Raw genomic sequence first — 26,289 nt, forward strand, 5'->3', positions numbered from 1 at the left:
AAGTATTTTTCTATATTTAGCGGAATGAAGATTTTGTACAGGGATTTTTATCATTTTCTTAAAGAGAAGGCCCTTATTCTACTTTTACTTACTCCTTTTATCCTAAAAGCGCAAGATGGTTTTAAGTTACCTGAAGGAGAGACTGGCGATAAAATTAAATTCGAACTAGCTAACAACCTTATTATTATACCTGTAGAGCTTAATGGTGTGCAGTTGTCTTTTATTTTAGATACTGGTGTTGGCTCAACTATTCTTTTTAGTATCGATAAACGAAAGTCATTAGAGTTAAAGAATGCTTCTAAAATTTATCTCAGAGGCTTGGGAAATGAAGCGCCAGCGGAAGCAATTAAATCTACAAACAACATATTAAAGATTGGCAATGCTTATAGTGATGATCATACCGTTTATATGATTTTTGATGAATCCATGAACTTTTCGCCGTTGATGGGATTCCCCGTTCATGGAATTATAGGCTATGATTTTTTTAAAAAATTTATTTTAAATATTAATTATTCAAAAGGCATTATAAAAGTATTTGATCCGGTTTCTTATAAATATAAGAAGTGTAAGAAGTGCTATCAAACAGATTTGAATTTAGATAATAATCGTAAGAGACCAATGATCAAAGCAAAATATAAGACAGATAAGGGGCTTGTAGATGTGAATCTTTTATTAGATTCAGGATCAAGTTCTGCTCTGTGGTTATTTGAAAATCCGGAAATTGGTATAACCGTCCCAGAAGAGTCATTTGGTGATTTTCTTGGAAAAGGTTTTAATGGAGATATTTATGGAAAAAAGACTAAGGTGGAAGGATTAAATATAGGAGATTTTGAAATAAAACAAGTAACGGCTTCTTTTCCTGACTCTTTATATATTCAGGGGATTTCTCTTAAGACTAGACAAGGTTCTATTGGAGGTAGTGTTTTGAAAAGGTTTAATATGATCATTGATTATCCTAATAAGAAAATTACTTACAAGAAGAATAGATTTTTTAGCAAGCCTTTTCATTATAATATGAGCGGAATTACTATTCAGCATAATGGAGTTAGAATTGCTAAGAATTATAATATACGTAGAAGTCCATCAAGACCATCCTTGGATTTTGTTACTAAGGAGAATGGTAAAATTTCTGTAAATGTCTTTAAAGCTGATGTGAGTTCATTTGTCTACTCTTTAGAACCCGAATTTAAAATTGCAGAGGTGCGGCCTGGTTCACCAGCTGCTGTAGTAGGTTTAATGAAAGGAGATAGTGTATTAGAAGTTAATGGGAAGAAAGCTAGTTTGTATAAACTGTCGGATCTTAATGATTTGTTCTATTCTGAAGAAGGGAAAAGAATAAGTATTAAGATAGAACGATTGGGTATAGAAATGAAATTTACTTTTAGACTCAAAAAAGTAATATAAAAAAGGCCTTACGTTAGTAAAGCCTTTTTTTATGGTTAATACATATAATTTCTAATTTTTCTTTTCCAATACACTTTTTGTATCATCCAATACTCTTCCTGTTATTCTAATTGCTTTCGTAGATTCTTCAGCATTTGAATATACAGTGATTAATTTACGAATCGGACCTACACGTTTAGTGTCATATTTTACCTCAATAACTCCATTTTCTCCTGGAGCAATTGGATCTTCCGGTTTTTTAGGAATAGTACATCCACAACTTGAATATACTCTAGAAATAATTAGCGGAGCATTTCCTGTGTTTGTAAATTCAAACTGGCGAACACCATCACTACCCTTAGTAATTTCGCCATAATCAATTACTTCTGTTTTAAATTCGATTTTTGCTTTGGCATCCTGAGCGTTTAGGGTAATTCCCAGAAAACCAATAAATAAAATCATGATTACATTTCTCATAACGTAGGTTTTTATAATATGTAAAAGTAGTTACTTTTTATCCAACTTCAAAATTGCAAAAGACTTTCAAGTTGTCGTATATAATAATTACTTTTGCACTCTAAAATCCAAAAATCGGACCAAACTATGGCGTTAGCAGGAAAATATGATGCAAAATCAGTAGAAGAAAAGTGGTATAACTACTGGATGGAGAATAATTATTTCCATTCTGAAGTTGATGAACGAGAAGCATACACGATTGTTATTCCTCCGCCAAACGTCACAGGTGTATTGCATATGGGACATATGCTAAATAATACGATACAGGATGTTTTGATTCGAAGAGCTCGTCTGAAAGGGTATAATGCTTGTTGGGTGCCAGGAACCGATCATGCTTCCATTGCTACTGAAGCTAAAGTTGTGGCTAAACTAAAAGAGCAGGGGATTAATAAAAATGATCTTACCAGAGAAGAGTTCTTAGAACACGCATGGGAATGGACACATAAACATGGCGGAATTATATTAGAGCAGTTAAAAAAGCTTGGAGCCTCTTGTGATTGGGAACGAACTGCTTTTACAATGGATGACAATTTGTCGCAATCCGTAATCAAAGTATTTGTGGATTTATACAATAAAGGCCTTATTTATCGAGGGTATCGAATGGTCAATTGGGATCCAGAAGCAAAAACAACATTATCTGATGAAGAGGTTATTTATGAAGAAAAACAAGGAAATCTTTATTATTTAAACTATAAAATAGAAGGAAGTGACGATGTGTTAACAATTGCAACTACTCGACCAGAAACTATTATGGGAGATACTGCAATTTGTATCAATCCAAATGATGAAAGATTTACACATTTAAAAGGTAAAAAAGCAATTGTACCTATCGCTAATAGAACAATTCCGATCATAGAAGATGAATATGTAGATATGGAATTTGGTACAGGATGTCTAAAGGTTACACCTGCTCATGATCAGAATGATAAAGTTTTAGGAGATAAACATTCTCTAGAAGTAATTGATATTTTTAATGATGATGCAACTTTAAATTCTTTTGGACTTCATTATGAAGGTAAAGATCGATTCGTTGTTAGAAAGGAGATTATAAAAGAACTAGAGCAGCTAGGAGTGCTTGAAAAAGTAGAAACACATCTTAATAAAGTAGGAACAAGTGAGCGTACCAAAGCTGTTATCGAGCCTAAACTTAGTGATCAGTGGTTTCTGAAAATGGAAGGTTTAGCTAAACCTGCCTTAGATGCTGTTATAAATAAGGATGTTAATCTTGTTCCAGAAAAGTTTATTAATACCTATCGCCATTGGATGGAAAATGTTAGAGATTGGAATATCTCAAGACAATTATGGTGGGGACATCAGATTCCAGCATATTTCTATGGAGATGGTAAAGAGGATTTTGTGGTTGCCGAAACTAAACAAGAAGCTCTTGTATTAGCGAAGGAAAAAACAGGAAACGTTGGATTAACAGAAGATGATCTGCAGCAAGATCCTGATGCGTTAGATACCTGGTTCTCTTCTTGGTTATGGCCAATGAGTGTGTTTAACGGGATTTTAGAGCCAGAAAATGAAGAAATAAATTATTATTATCCAACAAATGATTTGGTAACTGGTCCTGATATTATTTTCTTTTGGGTGGCCAGAATGATTGTTGCTGGGTATCATTATAGAGAACAAAAACCTTTTTCGAATGTTTATTTTACTGGGATTGTTAGAGATAAACAAAGACGTAAAATGTCCAAGCAATTAGGTAATTCTCCAGATGCCTTAAAGTTAATCGATGAATATGGAGCGGATGGAGTTCGTGTAGGACTATTACTTAGTGCACCAGCAGGAAATGATTTAATGTTTGATGAAGATCTTTGTGATCAGGGAAGAAAATCATTTGTAAATAAGATCTATAGTTCTTTTAATTTAGTTAGTGGATGGGAAGTGGATAGTGCTATCGAACAACCAGAAGCTTCTAAAGTGGCTATACAATGGTATAAGTCTAAATTTCAAAAGGCTTTAGTAGAATTAGAGGATGCGTACACCAAGTATCGAATTAGCGATGCATTAATGATTACCTATAAATTGATTAGAGATGATTTTAGTAGTTGGTTATTAGAAATGGTGAAACCAGCGTATCAAAGTCCTATAGATGCTAAAACTTATAAAGAGATTATTGAGATTTTTGAGGATAATCTAAAAATCTCGCATCCTTTTGTACCTTTTATTTCAGAAGAGATTTGGCAACAAATAGCTGATAGAACAAAAGAAGAAGCGTTGATTGTTTCTAGTTGGCCAATCATTACTTCGGTTGATGAAGAGTTGATTGCGGCCTTTGATTTTGCTAGTGATGTGATTTCTGGTATTAGAACGATACGTAAAGAAAAGAATATTTCTTTTAAGGAAACTATAGAATTATCAGTTTTAAATAGTGAAAATAGTACTAAAACTTTTGATTCTGTAATTTCTAAACTAGGTAACATCGAGGCATTGTCTTATGTAGATGCTAAAGTAGATGGGGCTCTTTCTTTTAGAGTAAAATCAAATGAATATTTTATTCCTATTTCTGGTTCGGTTAACGTAGAGGATGAGATTAAGAAATTAACAGAGGAGTTGTCTTATACTGAAGGGTTTTTGAAATCTGTGCAGAAAAAACTTCAGAATGAGCGTTTTGTAAATAATGCGCCAGAAAAAGTGATTGCTAATGAGCGTAAAAAACAAGCAGATGCAGAAGCTAAAATAGCTACCCTAAAGGCAAGTCTTTCAGGACTGCAATAGTAGGAATAGTTTAGATAATAAAAAAAGGCTTTGATTTTTACACCAAAGCCTTTTTTTATACATCTGTAATATGCTTATTTACTAGTTCTATGTATTTAAGTTTTGCTTCTTCTGAAGTAAGGTTTTTTACCTGAAAGAGCGCATTGAGTTTGAAGGCGTTTCTTAATTCGCTATCTCCAGAAGGTGTGTAAAAACCTTCGGTATGGGTTGCGTGTTTATAGTAAGCATAAAAATGAAGCATTACATCAGGAGGTAATTCAATTTTTGTGTTACAGGCTTTTTCAAAAGCCTTTTGAAAAGCAATATTTAATTCCTCGCTGGTCATACTTATACATTGGCGATAATGCTTTCGCCACCTCTTACTTTTTGATTTAAGGAAACGTTTACTTCTGTTCCTACCGGTAAATAAACATCTACTCTGGATCCAAACTTTATAAAACCACTATCGGATCCCTGAACAACTTTTTCGCCTTCCTCTGCATAATTTACAATTCTTTTTGCAAGTGCCCCAGCAATCTGTCTGTAAAGCACTTCTACAAAATTGTTTTTTACCACTACAGTCGTACGTTCATTTTCTTCAGACGCTTTTGGATGCCATGCAACAAGGTATTTTCCTGGATGGTATTTGCTAAAAGCTACTTTTCCATTAATCGGGTGTCTGGTTACATGAACATTTATAGGAGACATGAATATCGATACCTGTAGTCTATTTTCTTTAAAATATTCCTTTTCGAATACTTCTTCAATGACAACCACTTTTCCATCTACAGGAGCAACAACTGTATTGTCATTAATATCCGTATGTCTTTTTGGATTTCGAAAAAACTGTAGTATCAATATTAAAAAAACTAATGTTACCGCAAATATGGCAATAATCCATTGGTCAATTTGAATTGCAACATAAGATGCTGCATTAATGCCTAGAAAAAGTACTATGGCTACTGCTATGATTTTATAACCTTCTTTATGAAACATGGTTTAATATTTGTAAAAATGCGTATAAAAATGGACTTGCAAATATAATACTATCTAAACGATCAAAAATACCACCATGGCCTGGCATTATAGAACCACTATCTTTTACTCCAGCTTGTCTTTTGAACTTAGATTGTATAAGGTCTCCCAGTGTACCAAAAATACTCATTATTATACTTATAATCAACCAAAGATAGATAGATAAGGTGTTAGAAAATATAGCAATTAAATAACCCGCTATTAGTGTAAAAATGAAACCTCCTATAAAACCTTCAATTGTTTTTTTAGGAGATATCCGTTCTAGTAATTTATGTTTTCCAAAGTTTTTTCCAACTAAATAGGCAAAAGTATCATTAGTCCATATCATTAGTAAAGGTCCGGCAATCATAATTGGGTTGTATATACCATCATAACAGGGTATAAGAGTAAGGAAAACAATGGATGTGATAAGATAAAATATGCTTGTAAAATATTTTCTTTTCTCGAACATAGGAATGATCCTAATGGTAATAAGGTCTCTAACTAAAAATAGTTGAGTGATTATGGTAAGCCCTAAAACAATTAAAGGAACCCATATTGGAATTTTTAAAGCAGGAATATGGAATAATAAAAGAAAGCCAATAAACACAAGATATAACCAAGTGTTTTTTAAATGAATTAATTTTTGAAATTCATATAAGCAGATAATCCCAAAGATCACGAACACTCCAATGAAGGTATATTGAGAAACGAAAATAGAAATTAATAATAACGAGATATATAAAAAACCCGATAAAGACCTTGTGAGTATTTCCTTCATATTATAAATCTTCCAACAGCAGCAAATATAGATTTTTTGAGCTACTTCCGTAACTTAAGAAGTCTTTTTCTTTTTGCGGTTCGAAGTTTTTTATGGTAGTGATATTAGAAGGAATAGCGTTTTTATTTTTCTCTTTTATTCCTTTTAAACCTTCGCCAATACTATTAACTAATTGACTTGTTGATGCTAGTATTATAAAATCATCTGGTAATTCTGTTAGTTTCTTTTCTCTAAGCTGATTAGAGGAAACTAGAATTGCGCCACTATCTGCAATCAAATATTCGCATGTGGCGAAAAAAAATGAAGCGGGCGATTTCTTGATATAATTGAGGTTAAATCCTGAAAATTTATGTTCTAATCCAATATCAAAACAGCAAACATCTTTTTCATACCAATCATTTTCTAAAAGGATCTTGTCAAAAGAATCAAGAACTTCATCATCACTATCGCAATAAAGGAATTTACCACCATTCCTTTTAAAATTTATCATAAAGCTTTCATCAACAGGTAGGTTGATTTCAGGCATATATTTACTGCGATCTTCAGCATGTCGTTCCTTACTCTTTTGGTCTGATTTAGATTTCGAGGAAAATAATCTTCTAAATAGACTCATTTTTAGATGTCGTCGGGGATTTACGGGTTAACATTACTTTCAAAGATAAAAAAATCTTAACCTAATACTCTTATTAGATTAAGATTTTTTTAATTTACTTGTAAAAAAACGATCTCTTTCTAAGAAGGTTCAATGATCGTTTCTTCTTTTTTGTCGAACGGACGTTTACCAAAAATTTTCTCTAGGTTGTCCTTAAAAATAACTTCTTTCTCTAACAATACTTCTGCTAGTTCTGTAAGTTTATCTTTATTTTTTTCTAACAATTCAATAGCACGCTGATATTGCTCTTCGATGATGTTCGAAATTTCTTTATCAATCAGCTCGCTAGTTTGCTCACTATAAGGTTTTGTGAAACCGTACTCGTTTTGACCTGAAGAGTCATAATATGTTAGGTTTCCTATTTTATCATTAAGTCCATAGATAGTAACCATGGCTCTCGCTTGTTTTGTAACCTTTTCTAAATCACTTAACGCACCTGTAGAAATTTCATTGAAGATCACTTTTTCAGCAGCACGACCTCCTAAAGTTGCACACATTTCATCTAGCATTTGGTTTGGTCTTACGATCAACCTTTCCTCAGGTAGATACCATGCAGCTCCTAACGATTGTCCTCTCGGTACAATGGTTACTTTTACTAAAGGTGCGGCATGTTCCAACATCCAACTTACTGTAGCATGTCCCGCTTCATGAAATGCAATTGCGCGTTTTTCCGCTGGAGTAATAATTTTATTTTTCTTTTCTAAACCACCAACAATTCTATCTACTGCATCTAGGAAGTCCTGTTTACCTACAGCTTTATTTCCTTTACGAGCAGCAATAAGGGCAGCTTCGTTACAAACATTCGCGATATCAGCTCCAGAGAATCCTGGAGTTTGTTTAGATAAAAAGTCTGTGTCTAATTCATCCTCCTTTTTAAGAGGTTTAAGATGAACTTCAAAAATTTCTTTACGCTCTCGAACATCTGGAAGATCTACATAAATCTGTCTATCGAATCGACCAGCACGCATTAACGCCTTATCTAATACATCTGCACGGTTGGTAGCAGCAATTACAATTACATTAGTATTGGTTCCGAAACCGTCCATTTCGGTAAGAAGTTGATTCAACGTGTTTTCTCTTTCGTCGTTAGATCCCGAGAAATTACTTTTACCTCTAGCTCTACCAATGGCATCTATTTCATCAATAAAAATGATAGCTGGTGATTTTTCTTTGGCTTGTTTAAATAAGTCACGTACTCTCGACGCACCTACACCTACAAACATTTCTACGAAGTCAGAACCTGATAATGAGAAAAATGGTACTTTAGCTTCACCAGCAACTGCTTTAGCTAATAATGTTTTTCCCGTTCCTGGAGGTCCGACTAATAAAGCTCCTTTTGGAATCTTACCTCCAAGAGAAGTATATTTTTCAGGGTTTTTAAGAAAATCAACGATTTCCTGTACTTCTTCTTTTGCTCCTTCTAATCCAGCTACATTTTCGAATGAAACTTTAACGTCTGTATTTTGATCAAAAAGTTTAGCTTTCGATTTTCCGATATTGAATATCTGACCACCAGCACCACCACCAGCACCACCGCTCATTCGTCGCATGATAAATATCCAAACACCAATAATTAAAGCAAACGGAAGTAAAGTGATAAATATATCTCCCCACATATTGCTTTCGGTATCATACCCTACTTCAGTAGAAAGATTGTTCTCACTTTTAATTCTAGAAATTTCATTCTCAAAATTTTGAAGATCACCAAACTCAAATTCATAATCAGGATCATTCGGGCTTGCTGGTAAAAATGAATTTCTTTTGTTTTTTGTGTGTTTATCTTGGTTTTTTGCTTCTGGAGTAAGATATACTCTAGCGAGCCTTCGATTTGTAATAATAACTATTTTCTCTACTTCTCCATTACTCAAGAAATTATTAAAATCAGAAGTGGATGTTTCTGGGGCAGATCCCATACTTCCTCCACCTAGAAAATTTAATGCTAAAAATCCAACGATTATTACACCATAAATCCAATATGCGCTAAACTTTGGTTTTTTATTCGAGTCCATTTTTTTATTGTCTTTAGCCATTTACGCCTTTTTTAATAGTTTGTTTCGATAGTTGTTGTTTTCGCATCTCCCCATAAACTTTCTATGTCATAAAATTCTCTGATGTGTTTTTGGAAAACATGGACAACTACATTTACATAATCAATCAATACCCACTCTGCATTTTCTCCACCTTCTACGTGCCAAGGTTTATCTTTTATAGACTTGCTTACCGTTTTTTGGATGGAATTAACAATGGCATTGACCTGAGTATTAGAAGTACCGTTGCAAATAACAAAATAACTACAAACTGTATTTTCAATTTCTCTTAAGTCCAAAATGGTAATATCATTACCCTTTACTTCTTCAATACCTTTGATTATATGAGTTATTAGTTGGTCAGTACCGATTTCTTTTTTAGTCATGCATTTTTTTTAATTTGTGTAAAGTTATTACTTTTTATGTTTATATGTTTGCATTTGCAGACATTTGTAAAAAATTTCACACTGTTATTTATGCATATAATCAAAGTTAATGCCATTGACTCTACAAATATTTTTCTTCGAGATATGAATCGAGAAAAGTCTTTGGATAAACCTGTTTGTGTTGTAGCACATGAGCAGTTGCAGGGCAAAGGTCAGATGGGTACTACTTGGCAAAGTAATCCGGGAGAAAACCTTACCTGCAGTGTGTTTATGCCCATTAATGATCTTGATATTGTTCATCAATTTTATGTATCTATGGTGGTTTCTATCAGTGTATACGAAACTTTAGAATCTTTACTGCTGCCAAAACTGTCTATAAAATGGCCAAACGACATTCTGTCAGATAGGTCTAAGATATGTGGTATTTTAATAGAAAATATGGTTAATAATGGCAGGCTTAAAGGAGTGATTATTGGTATCGGAATTAATGTGAATCAGCAGCATTTTGATAATCTTCCTTTGGCATCTTCCTTAAAACAAATTCTTGGTAAACATTTTGAACGGGATGAAGTATTATCTATTCTTTTAGAAAAGTTACAAAGTAAATTTGGAATACTAGCTCCAGCTAATTTTTCATTTATTAAAAAAACATACGAGTCGTTGTTGTTTAGAAAAAATAAACCCTCAACATTTATGGATGTCAAGGGTAATTCGTTCGTGGGTATTATTAAAGATATAACAACAGCTGGAAAACTTCAAATTCTATTAGAAGATGAAATTATTAGAAGTTTTGATCTTAAAGAAGTAAAGCTTCTTTATTGATCAAGGATGTTAAAACTATAATTTACCTATGTTTTCACTTAGCGTATTAATAAAGTTTTGAATAGGATTTTTTATCATCATTCCCATCATAGCGTTAAATTGCCCTTCAAATACTAATTGAGTAGTGCTTTTCCCTTCTCCTGCATCTGCAATATTAGCGGTAAGTGTAAAAGGAAGTTTGTCGCTAGCCGCTCCAAGAACAACAGTTGTAGGAGCAGTGTTACTTTTTTGTTCTAATACGATTTCTGGCATTCCTTTTAATTGAAAAAGAAATCTTGAATCGTTTAATTTTTCGAATTTTTGTTTGCTTTCTGGCATAAGTTCTTCAAAATTTTCAACTTTTGTTAAAAATTCAAAAACTTCTTGTTGAGTTTTTTCTACAGTAACTGTAGGACTTTCTAGATTCATCGAGATTAAAAATTTATTGATTCCACTCTGCTGGATTTACTCTCCAGTTTTGTAGTGTTTCTTGTTGTTCTTCTGTAATGTAGTTTGTGTCCAAAGCTTGTTCCAGAAGATTTTCATAATTACTTAAAGTGTGCAAAGATAATGCCGCATCTTCAAAGTTCTGAGATGCTATATCAAAACCATAGTTGAAAATAGCTACCATTCCTTTAACATTAGCATTTACCTCTTTAAGAGCTTTTACCGCATTTAAACTACTTTTTCCTGTACTGATAAGGTCCTCAACTACTACCACATTTTTGCCAGACGGCACAATTCCTTCAATTTGATTTTTTCTACCATGTTTCTTAGCTTCAGGTCGAACGTAGATAAATGGAAGATTTAAGTAATCAGCTACAAGCATTCCTATTCCGATTGCTCCTGTAGCAACCCCAGCAATAACATCTGGTTTTCCGTATTTTTCTTCAATAAACTTTGCAAGATGTTCTCTTAAGAAGTTACGAATAACGGGATAAGAAAGAGTTACACGATTATCACAATAGATAGGAGATTTCCATCCGGAAGCCCATGTAAAAGGTTCTTGTGGTTGTAATTTAATTGCATTAATTTGCAATAGTAGTTCAGCAGTTTTTTTTGCTGTATTTTTGTCAAAAATCATAGTTGCAAATGTATAAAGTTTTTGTGAATAATACGCCTATTATTCTGTCCACAAAAAAGGGAATTGAGGATTATAAAACAATTCATATTAAAGATGTGGAATTTCCTGAAATTATTAGAGATATTTTGCATAAAGAAGATAAAGGTAAAGAGGTAAAATATCATTTCTATCATAAAAGTGAAGAAAAACTTTTGGAACATTTGTATGCAAAACTACCAGTAGTTGTCGCAGGAGGAGGAAAGGTTTATAATTCTAAAAAAGAGGTTTTGTTTATCCATAGAAATGGGAAATGGGATTTACCGAAAGGTAAAGCCGAGAAGAAGGAAGATATGGAAACTACTGCCATTAGAGAAGTAGAAGAGGAAACCGGAGTTACAGGACTGGAGATTACTAAATTCTTATATAAAACCTATCATATCTTCAAAAGAAACGGAGAATTTAGGCTTAAAGTAACCTATTGGTTTGAGATGAAAACCGAATATGATGGAGTTTTAACCCCGCAAAAGAATGAAGGTATTATGAAAGTGAAATGGAAGGATGCTAAAAAAGCGAAAAAGGCTTTAAAAGATTCTTACGCAAATATCAAACAATTGTTTTCTCACGAATATTTATCCTAAAGTAAAAGTCAATATATGAGAGACTGTTTTACACATATATTGTTTTTTTCTATGATACATGTGTTTGCGCAATCTCATAAAGAATATACTCCGATTATAGAAGATTTTAATAAGGATGGTGTTAAAGATACTTTGTATGCGATTTATGATGGGGGAAGTAATTTTGGGGGAACAGATGTAAAACTTATTAATGGTAAAAATACTGAGACGTATGAACTTAGTAATTTTGGTTGTTTTTGTGCTATGACGACATTGCATTGGATTCCAGATGCGTTACAGAAATCGGAAAATCAATTGTTCCTGTCAGCTATTCAAAAAAGACTGTTTCCAAAAGTACAAGAAGTCGCTGACCCTTCTTTAGAATGGATAATCAAAGGAAAATCTTCCAATCGAAAGTTCTCTAAAAATAAATATTTTGATCTTATTATTTATCCAGATATCTCTTGGGATAGTGTTCCAATAGTTGTTCCTAAAGATAATTACAGCATGATTTTGGACGAAGATATGATTAAGATGCTTTTTCCTGAAGAAATAAGATTACACGAAAACAATGCTCCAGAAGTAAAAAAAGGTTTTTTGTCGTATTGCGGAAGATGTCATCAAATGAACGAATCTTCTCCAGAGTTAGTAACTAAAAATGATCTGTATGAGGTTTTCAAAACATCGCACGGAGTTTATGTAAGGAAAAAAGATTTGCAAAAATGGATTTTGGTAAATGAGATTAATCTAACCGGAAGTGTAGGTAAATTGAGATGGGATTCTATTAAAAAAGTAGTATTGTTAGATACCTATTTGGTAATTCAGTTTTCGGGTGCTCCAGATTATTTTGATACTATATTTGTGAGTAATGTCGAAACTGGAATGGTGGGAAGGTTAAAATACCTGTATAGAGATAATACTTTAGATTATCCTAATGTGTTGGTTAAAGATCAAATGATTCGCTACGTGGATGAAGAGGAAGAAAAATCCTTTTTTCTAAATGCTAACGAGGTTTTTGAAGAGTTGGATAGCTTACATCTGAGATTGAAAGATTGATTTTAAGGTCTTGCTAATATTTTTTTGTAACATATATGTTACGAAGTTGACATATGTTATAATCTCAGTGGATAAATCAATAGTTTGAAATACTACTATCAATTACAATATAAACGCGTACATCGTGCCTTTAAAGATTTTGGTACAGAACCTGTTATTGGATATCCTATTGTATTTTTTCTCTTTTGTTGGATGTCTCTGAGTTTTTTTGATCGAGTTTTGTATGCTAATTATATCTATATTTTTATAGCAACAATATTTTCGTATAGTCTTACGAATGCCAATCATGTAGAATTTCTTAAACAGCATTTTTTAGCTGCTGAATACAGGAAAATCATGATTCTTAATAATCTTATAAAGGTTATTCCGTTTGCGCTTTTGTTGGTAGTTAAGGGGTTTTTTATTGAAGCATTTGCATTATGTGTAATAGGTGTTTTAATTTCTTTTCTCAAAAAAGGAAAACGACAAACTATAATAATACCTACTCCTTTTGGAAAAGAGCCTACAGAATTTATCATTGGTTTTCGAAAAACATTTTGGGTTTTTCCGTTGGTTTATTGTTTGGCAGGTATAGCAATATATAAGGAGAATTATAACTTAGGAATCTTTGCTTTAATTCTAATTTTATTGGTATGTTCTGGTTATTATACAAAACCTGATCCCGCGTATTATGTTTGGATATATGATAAGAATCCAAAAGAGTTTTTAAAACACAAAGTTATGGTGGCTTTGAAGAATAGTTTGCTACTGGTTCTTCCCATTTTAATTGTATTAGTTGTTTTTTATGCCAAAGAAACTCATTTTACATTGCTGTTTTTATTAATAGGTTGGTTGTATTTGATAATGTATGTTTTTATGAAATATGCGTTTGAATATTATGGATTAGGAATATTTCAAGGAATTGTTGGAGCGTTGTGTTTGTTGTTTCCACCAATAATGATCATCACAATACCATATTTTTATAAAGAAGCTTTACGTAATTTAAATCAATCATTACAATGATATCTATCAAATCTTTATCAAAAAGCTATAATGATAATGAAGTACTAAAGGATATAAATCTGTCTTTTAATCCAGGAGAGATTCATGGAATAGTTGGAGAAAATGGTGCTGGTAAGACTACACTTTTTAAGGCTATTGCTGGTATTGAAAGTTTTAAAGGAGTTATTGAATATTCTGAGGGAACTCTTAAAAACGTGATGGGTTTTTTGCAAACAGATCCCTACTTCCTATCGAAGATTACAGGTAAAGAGTATTTAAGATTACTATGTAAAGCTAGAAGTCAAAAAGAGATTGATATAAATGAAAAAAACATTTTTGATTTACCATTAGATCAATATGCCGAAACCTATTCTACTGGCATGCAAAAGAAATTGGCGTTAACAGGAATTTTAATGCAAAAAAATGATGTTTATATTCTAGATGAACCATTTAATGGGGTTGATATTCATAGCAATGCGATTATCAATCAAATCTTGTTGAAGTTAAAAGAGCTTAATAAGATTATAATTTTGTCATCACATATTTTTTCTACCTTATACGATACCTGCGATTACTTACATTACTTAAAAAATGGAAGTATTCTTAGAAGTGCTAATAAATCAGAATTTCAAGCTATTGAAAAAGAAATGCAAAGCACTGGTATTCATCGTAAAATAGATAAGCTTAACTTGCAATAACTACTAGTTTTTTTATGTTGTCATTTGTTAATTCGGTAAATAGGATATCTCAGGTGCGCTTTTTCGTAATTATTGGATTGCTTATGGATCCATTCTAATTGTGCATACCAATTTTTAGCAAATACAGTATCTTTTTTCTTTTCTTCAAACTGTTGCTTTAAAGTACTATCATTCTCTAATAATTCCAATGCTTTATCTTCCCATACATATGGAGAGAACCCTTCCTTTTGTTGTAGAATAGTATCAAAGAAATTCCAATTAAAGAAAGAATCTGGAGCTTCTGGTTCCAAAGTTTCCAAAATATATCTAAATCCTTTCTGATCTGTTAAAACGATATGATCACCTTCTTTGAATAAGATGGTTTCAACACTTTTGCGAACTTTGGTATTATAATGAAGATAATGTCCTTCATATGGAGCTTTTCTACTTTTGTAGTCTTCGATATGATATACTTCAACAGATATTGTGCTGTCTTTTTCTAAGGTTTTATATGAAATATGATTAAGATCTAATTTTTCTATAATTGGCCACCATCCTTTTGGAATTACATAGGCTTTTGGTGTTTTGATTGTCGTAGTAGGACTAAAATAATTTTGGTAACGAACTTCTTTAGTATAGGGTTTGTCATCGTAATATTTTAACCGTTTTGCACCCGTAACTTTACTTTCAATATAAGCACTTTCATATCCCTTGAATTTAAAATAAGTAGCTTTTGTTGTGTCTACTTTCCAGTTTACGGTATACGTTTCTTGTTTAGGTAAATTGCTAAATGCCTTGGATCGTAAATCTTTTATTTTTTCACCGTCTTTTTCAGTAATCTCGATCATAGATCTCATAAGCTCATAAGTACCTTCAACTCTTGGTTTATATGGTTTAAGCATATGAGTTTCTACCATCATTCCTAATGTGTTCCACAATGTGGTGTATCCTGTAGAATATCTTGGAGAATCCATAAACTGGGTCCATCCCTTATCCGGAGTAGTACCCCAAACATTTACATAAGGTGTAATGTCCCATTGTTTTTCTTTTAGAAGTGTTTCTAATTGTGGGTGCATCTCTTTGTTTAGATAAGCTCCTAACTCGCCATTTAATTTGTTATGTTGGGTGAAAAGATGTGTTAGCGTGTATTGATAATCTGCTCCATTACTAACATGATTATCGATGAAAACATCAGGTTGTACTAGATGAAATATTTTAGCAAAAGTTTGAGCGTTTTTGGTGTCACTTTTGATAAAATCTCGATTCAAGTCATAGTTTCTCGAATTTCCTCTGAATCCATATGCTTTTGGACCGTTTTGGTTAGTTCTTGTTCCGGTATTCCGATTCAAAGCGCCACCAATATTATAAATAGGAATAGTAACTAAGACGGTATTTTTAGGAGATTCGATAGTTCCATTTACTATGTCTCTAAAAAGCATCATCGTTGCATCGATTCCATCACTTTCTCCAGGATGAATACCGTTATTTATTAGTAGAATACGTTTGTCTTGTCTGATTTTTTCAAAATCGAATATCGCTTCTGGGTTTAAAGTAACTATATGCAAAGGATTTCCGCTATCTGTCATTCCGATTTCCTGTATGTTGATCTCCGGATAAGCTTTTGCAAGGTTTTTATAGTAGGTAATCACTTCCTGATACGTTGGTGTTTCGGTACCATTACTTTTTTCAAAGTATGTGGTAAAATCAAAGTCTTTTATGGAGTTTTCTTTGGAAGTGTTACAAGATATAATAGTTAGAATACTGATAATGAGTGTGATGATTCGCATGTGTAGTATGAGTTAGGCATAAATATACTAAGTTTTACTTTTTTTTGATCTTCTATAACGTTTTAGTTTATTTCTTTCTTCAGATAGCTCTAGATTTTACTTGTTGGGATGTAAAATAACTGTATTTTTGCACCCTCAAAATAAACGGATTATGACTGAGTTTGTACGAAAAAGAGTAGCGAACGCCAAAAATGATATTCTATCTGGATTAACTGTAGCCTTAGCTTTGGTTCCAGAAGCAGTTGCCTTTGCCTTTGTGGCAGGTGTAGACCCGTTAGTTGGTTTGTATGCAGCATTTATGATTGGGTTGATTACTTCTGTTTTTGGAGGTCGTCCTGGTATGATTTCTGGTGCTACGGGGGCATTAGCCGTGGTAATGGTTAACTTAGTTGCAGAAGGGAATGCTATGGGAGCAGAAGGAGAGCAGTTAGGCTTGTATTATCTTTTTGCAACCGTTATTTTGATGGGAATTATACAAATGTTAGCTGGTGTTTTTAAACTTGGTAAGTTTGTTCGTTTGATACCACATCCTGTAATGATGGGGTTCGTAAATGGTTTGGCAATCGTTATTTTCCTTTCTCAGTTAGGAATGTTTAAAGAGTTTGTTGGAGGAGAAAAGGTTTGGATGCAAGGATCTGAATTATTCTTAATGTTAGGGTTAGTAGGATTAACAATGCTGATCATGTGGGGATTGCCGAAGATTAAAGCAACAGCCAAATTACCAGAAGCATTGATTGGAATTTTAGTAGTGTCGGCTATTGTAATTCTTGGTAAGTTAGATGTGGCAACTGTAGGTAGTTTTATTAGAGATGGTGGAGGAGAAGGTCTTAAAGGAGGATTGCCTCAGTTTCAGTTTGATATTTTTGATAAAGTGCCAATGAATTTAGAGACCTTGAAATTTATTGGCCCTTATGCACTAATCTTAGCAGCTATTGGACTAATAGAATCTCTAATGACTCTGAATCTTATTGACGAATTAACAGAGACTCGTGGAAATTCTAATAGAGAATGTCTTGCTCAAGGAGGAGCGAATATCATCACAGGTCTTTTTGGAGGTATGGGAGGTTGTGCTATGATCGGGCAATCGATTATTAATATCAAAGGAGGAGGACGTACTCGTTTATCTGGGATTGTAGCTGCAGTAACCTTATTAATGTTTATTTTGTTTGCTTCTGGATTGATAGAGCAAGTGCCTATCGCAGCCTTAGTAGGTGTAATGTTTATGGTGGTTATCGGTACTTTTGCATGGTCTAGTTTTAGAATATTGAATAAGATTCCTTTAACTGATGCTATCGTTTTAATTGCAGTATCATCACTTACTGTTTTCTTTGATTTGGCAGTAGCTGTAATAGCTGGTGTGATTATGTCTGCATTGGCATTTGCCTGGGAAAATGCTAAAAAGATTCGAGCTCGTAAACATGTTAAAGAAGATGGTACAAAGGTATATGAAATATGGGGGCCATTATTTTTTGGGAGTATTCAGGCATTTAACTCTAAATTTGATGTAGCCAACGACCCAGAAAATGTGGAAATTGATTTTATAGAATCTAGAGTAAGTGACCACTCTGCTTTGGAAGCAATTTTTAATCTTGTGGGTAAATACGAAGAAGCTGGTAAAAAAGTTAGAATTAAGCATCTTAGTGAGGAATGCCAGGCTTTGATGATTAAAGCGTCTCCAAGATTAGCAAATGTGATAGAGCATGATATTGATGATCCACGGTATCATGTAATGGCCAAGGCAATGAAGTAAACTGGCAATACGCTTTATTTTGAGATGTTTAAATCTCGATTGTAGTCTAAATAAAACGTATATTTCGGTTTTTAATCGAAATTAATATTAGATGGATATTCCTTTTGAGCCTGTAGTTTTTGGTGTTAAACTGAATGTTCATTTGATGCTTGAATATGCTGCCTTTTTTATCGGATTTCGATATTATATTTATTTAAGAAAAGACTCCTTAGACACAATATCTTCTTCAAATAGATTGTCTATTATTATAGGAGCAGTTTTCGGAGCTTTTTTAGGTTCTAGAATCGTTGGCTTTTTAGAAAATCCTTTAGCGATATCTTTTACTCCAGAATATTTAATTCAGATTATAAGTGCTAAAACGATAATGGGAGGTCTTTTTGGTGGTTTATTAGGAGTTGAAATCGCTAAAAAGATAATTAAGGAAAAAAAATCTTCGGGGGATTTGTTTACATATCCCATTATTCTTGGTATTATCATTGGAAGGATTGGTTGTTTTTTAGCAGGAATCAATGAATTTACCTATGGGAAAGAAACAACTTCGTTTTTGGGATTAGATTTGGGTGATGGATTATTTAGATATCCTATTGCTCTTTTTGAAGTGGTTTTTTTGATACTATTATGGATCGTTTTAAAACGTTTTCAACATCGACTAGATTTAGAATCAGGTCTTCTTTTTAAATGTTTTATGATTTTTTATTTTCTCTTTCGTTTTCTTGTCGAGTTTCTAAAACCCAATACTTTTCTCATATTTGGGCTTAGTAGTATTCAGTATTTGTGTATCTTATGCCTACTGTACTATCAAAAAACAATTCGAAAAATCTTATATGCCAACTAGAAATTATACCTATTACGATTTTACGCTAAGTCTTTGTCCTATTTGTTTAAAAAGGATTGATGCTAAAATTGTTTTTGAAGATGATAAAGTTTTCATGTTGAAACATTGTCCAGAACATGGCAAATCCAAAGTTTTGATTGCTGATGATGTAGAATATTACAAAAGCATAAGAAATTATAATAAACCTTCTGAGTTTCCGTATAAGTTTAACACAGCTACGGATTATGGGTGTCCTTATGATTGCGGATTGTGTCCAGATCATGAACAACATTCTTGTTTGTCAATAATTGAAGTTACAGATAGATGTAATTTAACTTGTCCGACCTGCTATGCTTCTTCATCTCCACATTATGGAAGACATAGAACATTGGAAGAGATTAAAAAGATGTTAGATACTATTGTAGAAAATGAAAAAGAGCCTGATGTAGTTCAGATTAGTGGTGGCGAACCTACAATACATCCTCAATTTTTTGATATTTTGGACTATGCAAAGCAATTGCCAATTAGACACCTTATGGTGAATACAAATGGTATCAGGATAGCAAAAGATGTTGGTTTTGTAGAACGATTAGCAAGTTATATGCCGGATTTTGAAATCTATTTACAATTTGATTCTTTGAACGCAAAAGTTCTGAAAAAGCTTAGAGGAGAAGATTTAACTTCTATTAGAAGGAAAGCTATAGAAAATTTAAATCAATTTAATCTTTCGACTACTATGGTTGTTACCCTAGAAAAAGGATTAAATGATTCTGAAATCGGAGAGATCTTATCTTTTGCTTCTCGCCAAAGATGTGTGAGAGGAGTTACATTGCAACCTACACAAATTGCGGGCCGACTAGAAGATTTTAATGCTCAAACGGATCGAATTACCTTAACCGAAGTTCGTAGAAAAATATTAGAACAATTTCCAATATTTGAGGCGGACGATTTAATTCCGGTTCCTTGTAACCCTGATGCTTTGGTCATGGGATATGCCTTAAAAAACGAAGATGGATTAACTCCGTTAACAAGATATATTAATCCTGCAGATTTATTAGATAATGGTAAAAATACCATTGTTTATGAACAAGATGTAGAGTTGCAGGAAAAAATGCTGGAGTTATTTAGCACTGGAAATTCTGTAGATGTTGCTTCCGAAAATCTTAAATCGATCATGTGCTGCTTGCCGGAGATAGACGCTCCGGAATTGGGTTATGATAACTTATTCCGAATTATTATTATGCAGTTTATAGATGCTTATAATTTTGATGTAAGAGCGGTTAAGAAGTCCTGTGTACACATTGTGAATAAGGACTATAAAATTATTCCTTTTGAGACAATGAATCTATTTTACAGAGATGATAAACAAGAGCATTTAGAACAATTAAGAAAAGAGACTGTATGACTACCAATTTAATTTTATTAGAAGTAGGTAACCTAGGTGGTTTAGTATTTTTGATTTTACTCATATTATTTGGCCCACCTGCATTGCTGGCTATTATAGGTCTTGTTCTTTTTAGGAATAAAAAACGAAAGGCAGGAAAAGTATTCTTTATTCTATCAGGAGTATATCTTGTAATTGGATTAGGAATTTGTGGGATATTACTGAATTAGAGTGAGATTTTGCGTTACATTATAGTATCGAGTATAAGTCTTACCGCTAACTAAGGTTTTCTTATTTAGAAAATAGAAGCTATTACAGCTATATATGATACTGTTAAATTAAACTCTCTCCAAAAGATATAAGTGTTCGTTTAGAATTTCATTTGGATCTTCTAATGGTGTATTTGGAGTGTAGAGTTTAGATAATTTACATTCATCAGTATGTTCTACTAACCGATATCCTTCAATTTGAGTGTAGTACGATGTGGGTATTGTTTGATGGGCAAAAGAATCATTAGTGTTATTATGACTATCAAAATAGTGTAATAGTCTTTTGTAAACATCTGTATGTTCAATTTCGGGAATGTAGGATACACTACCTACCACATCACCACTTGACTGTATATTTTTAAAAACCGTAAAAAGTTTATCTGTTACTTTTCGATCTAAAAAAAATAACACTCCTTCTAATACAATGAATATAGGTTGTTGGTTGATTAATCTGTTTAATTCTGTAATCATGGTTTCTTCAGAGTCATGATTAAAATCAAAACTGATGTAGGTTGTATTACGTTCAGGTAATTTTCCTTCTTCGGTCCAAACTTCTATCTGATTCTTTTTGTATTCGATAATGTCTTTCTTGTCTATTTCGATAGTATGCACATCAGCGCCTAATAAAAATTGATACATACTAAAACCTGCACCAAAATTAATCAGAACTCCTCCTTTATTTTTAGAGAAAAAAGATTGTAAGCTTTCATGAAAAAATCTATTTCGTAAGCTATGAAGGATGGATTCATTTGTAGATACGCTATCTAGAATTTCTGGAATAAGAGCCTCTGTTTTCGGGTTATTCCATAGTTTGGCATAAATATCCTTACTTACACTTTCGTGATAAGAACGATACGTAGATACGATAAAAGCTGTTTCATGAATTTGCATTCATAAATGTAAGCTTTTTGAATTTTAATTAAAAAAATAAACACCACTATATCAAGCAAGAAAATAGTGGTGTTTTAATGTGTATATATTCAAAGAAATTATGGCAATAATCCAGTGATTTGTGTAGTATCCACCATTATGGTGTCTTTTCGCTTTTTGTCATTACTATTCGCTAATCTTGTCGTCTTCGTACTATCAGTGATAAAGCCATTTTTTATCATTAACGCCTTGTAAAAATCCTTTTTTGTTTCTCTAGTACTTGTTTTTACCTCTTTAACTTTAATGTCAAAATTATTAACAGCAATTAATGTTTGATAAAAATCTACTTTGGTATTCTGTACATTACTTATTTCCTTGTCGATTGTATTTAATGAAGCAATTTCTTGTGCATTCATAGTAGAAAAAGAAAGTAAAACAAATAAGGAAAGAATAATGCTTTTCATAGGATCGGGGCTTAGCGATTGTACTACTTGATTTGTACCAAATTTACAATCAAATAGTTATGAAATAAAATGATTTCACATCTTTTAGATAAAGAGGTCTTTTGTATCGATAAAAAACACATTTTTTACGGTTTTACCGTAAAAAATGTGTTGACTTTTGTTAGAAAAAAGGGTTTTTGATAGTTTTTTTATTGTTAAAACTTCTTGATTTTTATTGTTTTATGAGATTTTGAAAATGTAAAATAGATGGGTAATATTTTTTAAGATTGAGTTACTTTGTAGCTTATGGCTTACATTTAATTTTGGTTTTTTCTAATCTATCTTTAGCAAGATAGTTATACAAAGGATAATTTATTAAAATCGGAGCCTAGAATTGTATGATCATTTACTTCGAGCCAGTTATCTAAAATAGATGCATAAATACTTCTAAAATCGATGGTGTATTTGATATCTCCATTATTATCAAGGTCAGATAGATTTGATAATTCATTATAAATACCAGCTTTTTTAAGGGATCCACTCATTATCATTACATTATTTGCTGCACCATGATCTGTTCCTCTACTGCCATTTTGTTTTACTCTACGTCCAAATTCTGAAAAGGTAAGTATTAATGTGTCTTTAAATTTATTATTCTTTTTTAGATCCTTTACCAGAGCACTAACAGCATTTGCATATATACCCAGTAATCGATCTTGACTATTTACTTGATTTACATGACTATCAAAACCTCCCAGCGAACTATAGTATACTCTTGTTTTTAATCCGGATATGATAAAATCAGCTATGGTCTTTAAATTCCGTGCGAATGCCGACTGCGGATATGTTACTTTAGATTCGTAAATTTTGGAAGTTTCATAAATATAAGAAGCAGAAGAGTACGTTTCTAACATGGTTTTATAAAGATAACCTTGGTTGTCCTCATGTAACATGTCTTCTTGAGTATTATTAATCAATTGATTAAAGAAAGGCTCTCTGGTAGTACGATGTAACTGTTTAGGATCCGAAACTGCGATGCCATTTAATGTATTACCTTTCATAGCAAGAGACAAAGAATTATCGACTTCTATTGCTTGATACGGATGCTGGCAATTAGCATCGAGATATCTGCCTACCCAACCAGAAGATAAATACTGGTTAGTATCACTAGCCGTTTGCCAGATGTCCGTACTTCTAAAATGAGATCTGTTGGGATTAGGATATCCTACATTGTTTATGATACAAACATTGCCTTGATCATATAATTCTTTTATGGGTTGTAAAGCACTATTGAAAGCTAGATCATCGTTTATTTTTAAAGTCTCACTTTGTTTTTTGGCGATAGTAGGTCTTAACCGATGATAGATATCATTCTGTATTGGGATGATGCTGTTTAATCCGTCATTACCACCTGATAATTGAATAATGATTACATTTTTATATCCAGATAATTGTTCTGGTGTTAAAAACTCCATTCCTTTTAAAAATGATGGAACTAATGTGATTCCAGATGCAAAAACGGATTGTTTTAAAAAATTTCTTCTGTCCATGATTTCAAAGTTTTAACAAAGTTGGTATTCTGGTAAGCTCATTAGCTCAATAATAAAATTCTTGGTGTTTCTTTCGTCAATGGTAGAGATTACTTCTTGGGCACCTTTAGATAAATTGGGTTGAAGTACATAGTCTATCAATTGTTGTCTGGATTTTTGTTTTATAGCATCTAGAAAAGGTTCCCAATGAGGAGTAGCTTTCACTCTTTTCTGCATTTGTGACTTCATTTTGTTATAATACTTCTCTTTCATCATTGTTGTCATCTCACTATCAGCAGTGTCATTTATTTCAATAACACCATTATTGAGTGCAACAGAAGCTAGTTTTAATCTAAGCATGAGTGTAGAGTTATCTATCCAGGATTTTCCGCCTTTCCATCCTGCAACATTGGGTGGGAAAAATAATACTTGATTCAATTTTCGCTGCAGGTATAATAATACCTTTGGATTCTTGTAGTGTATGTTAAAAGGTTTACTAAGTCCAACGATTAATTCTATCGGGGATTTTATTTTGGCTCCTATATTTTCATGATCGTAAAACCAGTCGCTTTCCAAAACACCTCTTAATAAAGCTTCTATATTATAATTTGTTTCATAGAAAATAGAACTAAGTTTTTCTAGACGAGTTGGGTTTATACGTTCATTTACGAGAAACTTGTATATTTTTTCTGTAATGTATTTTGCCGTTTGCTTTTGCTCTAGAAGAATTTTTATAACATCTTCTCCTTTGAAATTCCCTGTTTTTCCTAGAATAGTTTTAGAGCCAAAGTCATGATGTTTTTGTCTAAAAACAAAAATCCCTTGTTTATTAAAATTCCATCCAGTAAAAGCTCTTGCAGCTTCTTTTATATCTTTTTCGGTATATCCATTATCTCTGCCAAGTGTAAATAACTCCATAACTTCTCGAGCAAAGTTTTCATTTGGATTGTTCTTTCTGTTTTGTCTGTTGTTTAGAAATAGTAACATCGCTGGAGATTTAGAAACCTCCAATAGCATATCCCCAAAACTTTCCAGAGCATTTTTTCTGATTACATTATTTAAGTGTAGCGCTGCTCTTGGAGTTTTTAATCGAACAGCAAAATGATTGTGAAAAAACAAAGTCATTTTCTCTCTCAATACTTGTTTGCTCTCTGCTAATTGCCGTAGCCATAGTAAGTTGAGATCTAGCATTTTTTGATTACGAAGCTTTCGTAATTCCTTGCGTTCCTCGCGTGATAAGTTTTTTGGATCTTTTTGTAGAATACCAAAGTCAAGAGATAAATTTGTTATCCCACTACTTTCAGAAAACAAGTGATCTACAATTTCTTCTTTAGAAAAAGTTCTTGCACGTTTTAATTCAGAAGGAGAAATTCCAAAACCAGTACGCCAATAAAGATGTTGTATTTGTTTATCTGTTAGAAAAGAACTCATAATCAAAGTGTTTCTGCTTTGACTATCAATTTTAGAAAAGGTTTAAAGTACGAACTTTCTATTCTTAATTACAGTTAATTTCGCTTAATTCTGCAGTTTCACTTGTAGCATCACTCAGAGAAACATTTTCTGTAAATAGTACGAATCGATCAAGTGCATGAAAAGAAGATCTTGCAGATACTTCCATCATGTATGTTCCTGGTGTATCAAAAGTTACAAAAATGTCATGTGCGTCATTATCACTTGTAGATGCTTGCCATTTCCATTGATCTGCTGGACCACTCTTGTAGATTTTGAACCACCCATCTTTGCTGGAGCCATTAGGATTTGGTGTTTGACCTGTATCTCCTGGATAGACAATACTTTCATTGCGTTGACCAAAAAATGCAGAGGCATCAGGAAATCGTAACCAAGAATCGTTATGTTCGGATCCAGAAGTTCCATTCGTAATTCTTGATCTCCAGATAAATCTATAGGTTCCTGTGGTAGTAATGTTTATGTTATAAGTTAACAAACCATTTCCAGGAGCATTTAGAAATTGATCTCCTTTCCATACTAAATAACTAGTACCAGAAAAACCAGCTACAGAGTTTTCGTTATTCCAATCATTAATATTGTTGATACTTTCAAATTCTGCAACCACTAAACCATCCTTTTCTTCAAAAATGAAATTATTCGCATTTTCGCAGCTAATAGGTGGTTCTATAGTGTTGTCATTTTCATCATCATCCGTACTACATGCGAAAAACGTTATGGACATTAAAAGTAGAGTGATACTAAGTTTTTTGTAGGTTTTCATAGCTAATTGATTGGGATTTTAGATTTGGGATTATGTTGTTTAACGTGTTATTTTCTTTTGTATACTACTGTTTCAGGAACCAAGCCAGTCACGTCACCTCCGTTTCGGATAACATCTCTTACGATAGAAGAGGAGATATAGCTTTTTCCTGAGGAGGTTAGTAAAAATACAGTTTCAATTTCAGACATTTTTCTATTGGTGTGAGCAATTGCTTTTTCAAATTCGAAATCTGCAGGGTTTCTAAGTCCTCTAAGAATAAAGTTCGCATTTTGTTGTTTACAGAACTCTACAGTAAGACCTTTATATGTCATTACTTTTATCTTTGGTTCATCTTTAAAAGCATCTTCTATAAAGCTTTTTCTTTCTTCCAAAGAGAACATGTATTTTTTTTCAGCATTTACTCCAATTGCCAATATAACTTCGTCAAAAAGAGTTAATCCTCTTTCTATAATATCATAATGACCTAGCGTTATCGGGTCAAACGATCCTGGAAAAACAGCTCTTCTCATAAGTGACTTGTGATTATTTGGTATAAATATAGGTAAAGTTGAAATTAGTT

General features: G+C 32.7%; 27 protein-coding genes. 11 read left to right on the forward strand and 16 right to left on the reverse strand.

Annotated elements, in window-relative coordinates; translation table 11 throughout:
* The first annotated feature begins 24 nt into the window (after positions 1 to 24).
* On the forward strand, positions 25 to 1,404 hold the full coding sequence (locus tag ACWNT5_RS08150; RefSeq protein ID WP_456517063.1) for an aspartyl protease family protein: 1,380 nt from the start codon (positions 25 to 27) through the stop codon (positions 1,402 to 1,404).
* A 51-nt stretch (positions 1,405 to 1,455) separates the two neighbouring features.
* On the opposite strand, the gene ACWNT5_RS08155 is transcribed toward ACWNT5_RS08150, so the two are convergent.
* The gene (locus tag ACWNT5_RS08155; RefSeq protein ID WP_299611053.1) at positions 1,456 to 1,860 is read right to left on the reverse strand and encodes a DUF1573 domain-containing protein; all 405 of its coding nucleotides are present in this window, start codon (positions 1,858 to 1,860) and stop codon (positions 1,456 to 1,458) included.
* Between the two features lie 126 nt (positions 1,861 to 1,986).
* On the opposite strand from ACWNT5_RS08155, the gene ACWNT5_RS08160 reads away from it, so the two are divergent.
* A complete protein-coding gene (locus ACWNT5_RS08160) occupies positions 1,987 to 4,620 on the forward strand; it encodes a valine--tRNA ligase (RefSeq protein WP_456517064.1) in 2,634 nt (877 codons plus the stop codon).
* Between the two features lie 55 nt (positions 4,621 to 4,675).
* On the opposite strand, the gene ACWNT5_RS08165 is transcribed toward ACWNT5_RS08160, so the two are convergent.
* From ACWNT5_RS08165 to rsfS, 6 genes are all read right to left on the reverse strand, one after another.
* Positions 4,676 to 4,945 (reverse strand): acyl-CoA-binding protein, encoded by a 270-nt coding sequence (locus tag ACWNT5_RS08165; RefSeq protein WP_299611046.1) that lies wholly within the window; start codon positions 4,943 to 4,945, stop codon positions 4,676 to 4,678.
* 2 nt (positions 4,946 to 4,947) lie between these two features.
* The gene (locus ACWNT5_RS08170) at positions 4,948 to 5,595 is read right to left on the reverse strand and encodes a phosphatidylserine decarboxylase family protein (RefSeq protein WP_299611043.1); all 648 of its coding nucleotides are present in this window, start codon (positions 5,593 to 5,595) and stop codon (positions 4,948 to 4,950) included.
* Entirely contained in the window at positions 5,585 to 6,394 is an 810-nt protein-coding gene (locus ACWNT5_RS08175; RefSeq protein WP_299611041.1) for a phosphatidate cytidylyltransferase, read from the reverse strand. Before ACWNT5_RS08175 ends, ACWNT5_RS08170 begins: the two co-directional genes overlap by 11 nt.
* 1 nt (position 6,395) lies before the next feature.
* Positions 6,396 to 7,007: an LUD domain-containing protein gene (locus ACWNT5_RS08180; protein ID WP_299611039.1), complete on the reverse strand. Its 612-nt coding sequence runs from the start codon at positions 7,005 to 7,007 to the stop codon at positions 6,396 to 6,398.
* Positions 7,008 to 7,126: 119 nt separating this feature from the next.
* Entirely contained in the window at positions 7,127 to 9,076 is a 1,950-nt protein-coding gene (gene ftsH, locus ACWNT5_RS08185; protein WP_299611036.1) for an ATP-dependent zinc metalloprotease FtsH, read from the reverse strand.
* 11 nt (positions 9,077 to 9,087) lie between these two features.
* Positions 9,088 to 9,459 carry a ribosome silencing factor gene (gene rsfS, locus ACWNT5_RS08190; RefSeq protein ID WP_299611034.1) on the reverse strand — a complete coding sequence of 124 codons (372 nt, stop codon included), beginning with the start codon at positions 9,457 to 9,459 and terminating at the stop codon, positions 9,088 to 9,090.
* 90 nt (positions 9,460 to 9,549) lie between these two features.
* Between rsfS and ACWNT5_RS08195 the strand changes: the two genes are divergently transcribed.
* On the forward strand, positions 9,550 to 10,281 hold the full coding sequence (locus ACWNT5_RS08195; RefSeq protein WP_456517065.1) for a biotin--[acetyl-CoA-carboxylase] ligase: 732 nt from the start codon (positions 9,550 to 9,552) through the stop codon (positions 10,279 to 10,281).
* A gap of 15 nt (positions 10,282 to 10,296) precedes the next feature.
* Here ACWNT5_RS08195 and ACWNT5_RS08200 read toward each other — a convergent pair whose 3' ends face one another.
* Together ACWNT5_RS08200 and pyrE are read right to left on the reverse strand one after the other, a co-directional pair.
* Positions 10,297 to 10,689, reverse strand: coding sequence for an SRPBCC family protein (locus ACWNT5_RS08200; RefSeq protein ID WP_299611029.1), 393 nt, complete (start codon positions 10,687 to 10,689; stop codon positions 10,297 to 10,299).
* A gap of 13 nt (positions 10,690 to 10,702) precedes the next feature.
* Positions 10,703 to 11,344, reverse strand: a complete 642-nt coding sequence (pyrE, locus tag ACWNT5_RS08205; protein WP_299611026.1) for an orotate phosphoribosyltransferase — start codon at positions 11,342 to 11,344, stop codon at positions 10,703 to 10,705.
* 8 nt (positions 11,345 to 11,352) lie between these two features.
* Between pyrE and ACWNT5_RS08210 the strand changes: the two genes are divergently transcribed.
* The 4 genes from ACWNT5_RS08210 (at position 11,353) to ACWNT5_RS08225 (ending at position 14,675) form a co-directional block, all read left to right on the forward strand.
* Positions 11,353 to 11,961, forward strand: coding sequence for an NUDIX hydrolase (locus ACWNT5_RS08210; RefSeq protein WP_299611023.1), 609 nt, complete (start codon positions 11,353 to 11,355; stop codon positions 11,959 to 11,961).
* 15 nt (positions 11,962 to 11,976) lie between these two features.
* On the forward strand, positions 11,977 to 12,996 hold the full coding sequence (locus ACWNT5_RS08215) for a hypothetical protein (protein WP_456517066.1): 1,020 nt from the start codon (positions 11,977 to 11,979) through the stop codon (positions 12,994 to 12,996).
* An 84-nt stretch (positions 12,997 to 13,080) separates the two neighbouring features.
* The gene (locus tag ACWNT5_RS08220) at positions 13,081 to 13,998 is read left to right on the forward strand and encodes a hypothetical protein (protein ID WP_456517067.1); all 918 of its coding nucleotides are present in this window, start codon (positions 13,081 to 13,083) and stop codon (positions 13,996 to 13,998) included.
* A complete protein-coding gene (locus ACWNT5_RS08225) occupies positions 13,995 to 14,675 on the forward strand; it encodes an ABC transporter ATP-binding protein (protein WP_456517068.1) in 681 nt (226 codons plus the stop codon). The genes ACWNT5_RS08220 and ACWNT5_RS08225 overlap by 4 nt, the downstream gene beginning before the upstream one ends.
* A 20-nt stretch (positions 14,676 to 14,695) precedes the next feature.
* Here ACWNT5_RS08225 and ACWNT5_RS08230 read toward each other — a convergent pair whose 3' ends face one another.
* Entirely contained in the window at positions 14,696 to 16,441 is a 1,746-nt protein-coding gene (locus ACWNT5_RS08230; RefSeq protein ID WP_456517069.1) for a M14 family metallopeptidase, read from the reverse strand.
* Positions 16,442 to 16,592: 151 nt separating this feature from the next.
* On the opposite strand from ACWNT5_RS08230, the gene ACWNT5_RS08235 reads away from it, so the two are divergent.
* From ACWNT5_RS08235 to ACWNT5_RS08250, 4 genes are all read left to right on the forward strand, one after another.
* Positions 16,593 to 18,191, forward strand: coding sequence for a SulP family inorganic anion transporter (locus ACWNT5_RS08235; RefSeq protein WP_299903274.1), 1,599 nt, complete (start codon positions 16,593 to 16,595; stop codon positions 18,189 to 18,191).
* Between the two features lie 91 nt (positions 18,192 to 18,282).
* Positions 18,283 to 19,026 carry a prolipoprotein diacylglyceryl transferase family protein gene (locus ACWNT5_RS08240; protein ID WP_456517070.1) on the forward strand — a complete coding sequence of 248 codons (744 nt, stop codon included), beginning with the start codon at positions 18,283 to 18,285 and terminating at the stop codon, positions 19,024 to 19,026.
* Positions 19,016 to 20,410 carry a radical SAM protein gene (locus ACWNT5_RS08245; protein ID WP_456517071.1) on the forward strand — a complete coding sequence of 465 codons (1,395 nt, stop codon included), beginning with the start codon at positions 19,016 to 19,018 and terminating at the stop codon, positions 20,408 to 20,410. The genes ACWNT5_RS08240 and ACWNT5_RS08245 overlap by 11 nt, the downstream gene beginning before the upstream one ends.
* A complete protein-coding gene (locus ACWNT5_RS08250; RefSeq protein ID WP_299611003.1) occupies positions 20,407 to 20,619 on the forward strand; it encodes a hypothetical protein in 213 nt (70 codons plus the stop codon). Before ACWNT5_RS08245 ends, ACWNT5_RS08250 begins: the two co-directional genes overlap by 4 nt.
* 108 nt (positions 20,620 to 20,727) lie before the next feature.
* Here the strand turns inward: ACWNT5_RS08250 and ACWNT5_RS08255 are convergent, their stop codons facing one another.
* The 6 genes from ACWNT5_RS08255 to coaD all read right to left on the reverse strand — a co-directional run bounded on the left by ACWNT5_RS08255 (position 20,728) and on the right by coaD (position 26,239).
* Entirely contained in the window at positions 20,728 to 21,549 is an 822-nt protein-coding gene (locus tag ACWNT5_RS08255) for a class I SAM-dependent methyltransferase (protein WP_456517072.1), read from the reverse strand.
* A gap of 98 nt (positions 21,550 to 21,647) precedes the next feature.
* Positions 21,648 to 21,992 (reverse strand): hypothetical protein, encoded by a 345-nt coding sequence (locus ACWNT5_RS08260; protein WP_456517073.1) that lies wholly within the window; start codon positions 21,990 to 21,992, stop codon positions 21,648 to 21,650.
* Positions 21,993 to 22,327: 335 nt separating this feature from the next.
* Complete coding sequence (locus ACWNT5_RS08265) at positions 22,328 to 23,521, reverse strand: DUF1501 domain-containing protein (protein ID WP_456517074.1); 1,194 nt, start codon at positions 23,519 to 23,521, stop codon at positions 22,328 to 22,330.
* 12 nt (positions 23,522 to 23,533) lie between these two features.
* A complete protein-coding gene (locus ACWNT5_RS08270; RefSeq protein ID WP_456517075.1) occupies positions 23,534 to 24,931 on the reverse strand; it encodes a DUF1800 domain-containing protein in 1,398 nt (465 codons plus the stop codon).
* Between the two features lie 64 nt (positions 24,932 to 24,995).
* Positions 24,996 to 25,730 carry a hypothetical protein gene (locus ACWNT5_RS08275; protein WP_299903266.1) on the reverse strand — a complete coding sequence of 245 codons (735 nt, stop codon included), beginning with the start codon at positions 25,728 to 25,730 and terminating at the stop codon, positions 24,996 to 24,998.
* A 47-nt stretch (positions 25,731 to 25,777) separates the two neighbouring features.
* Complete coding sequence (coaD, locus tag ACWNT5_RS08280) at positions 25,778 to 26,239, reverse strand: pantetheine-phosphate adenylyltransferase (protein WP_299610987.1); 462 nt, start codon at positions 26,237 to 26,239, stop codon at positions 25,778 to 25,780.
* Positions 26,240 to 26,289: the final 50 nt, after the last annotated feature.

The organism is Aquimarina sp. 433, assembly GCF_054054605.1.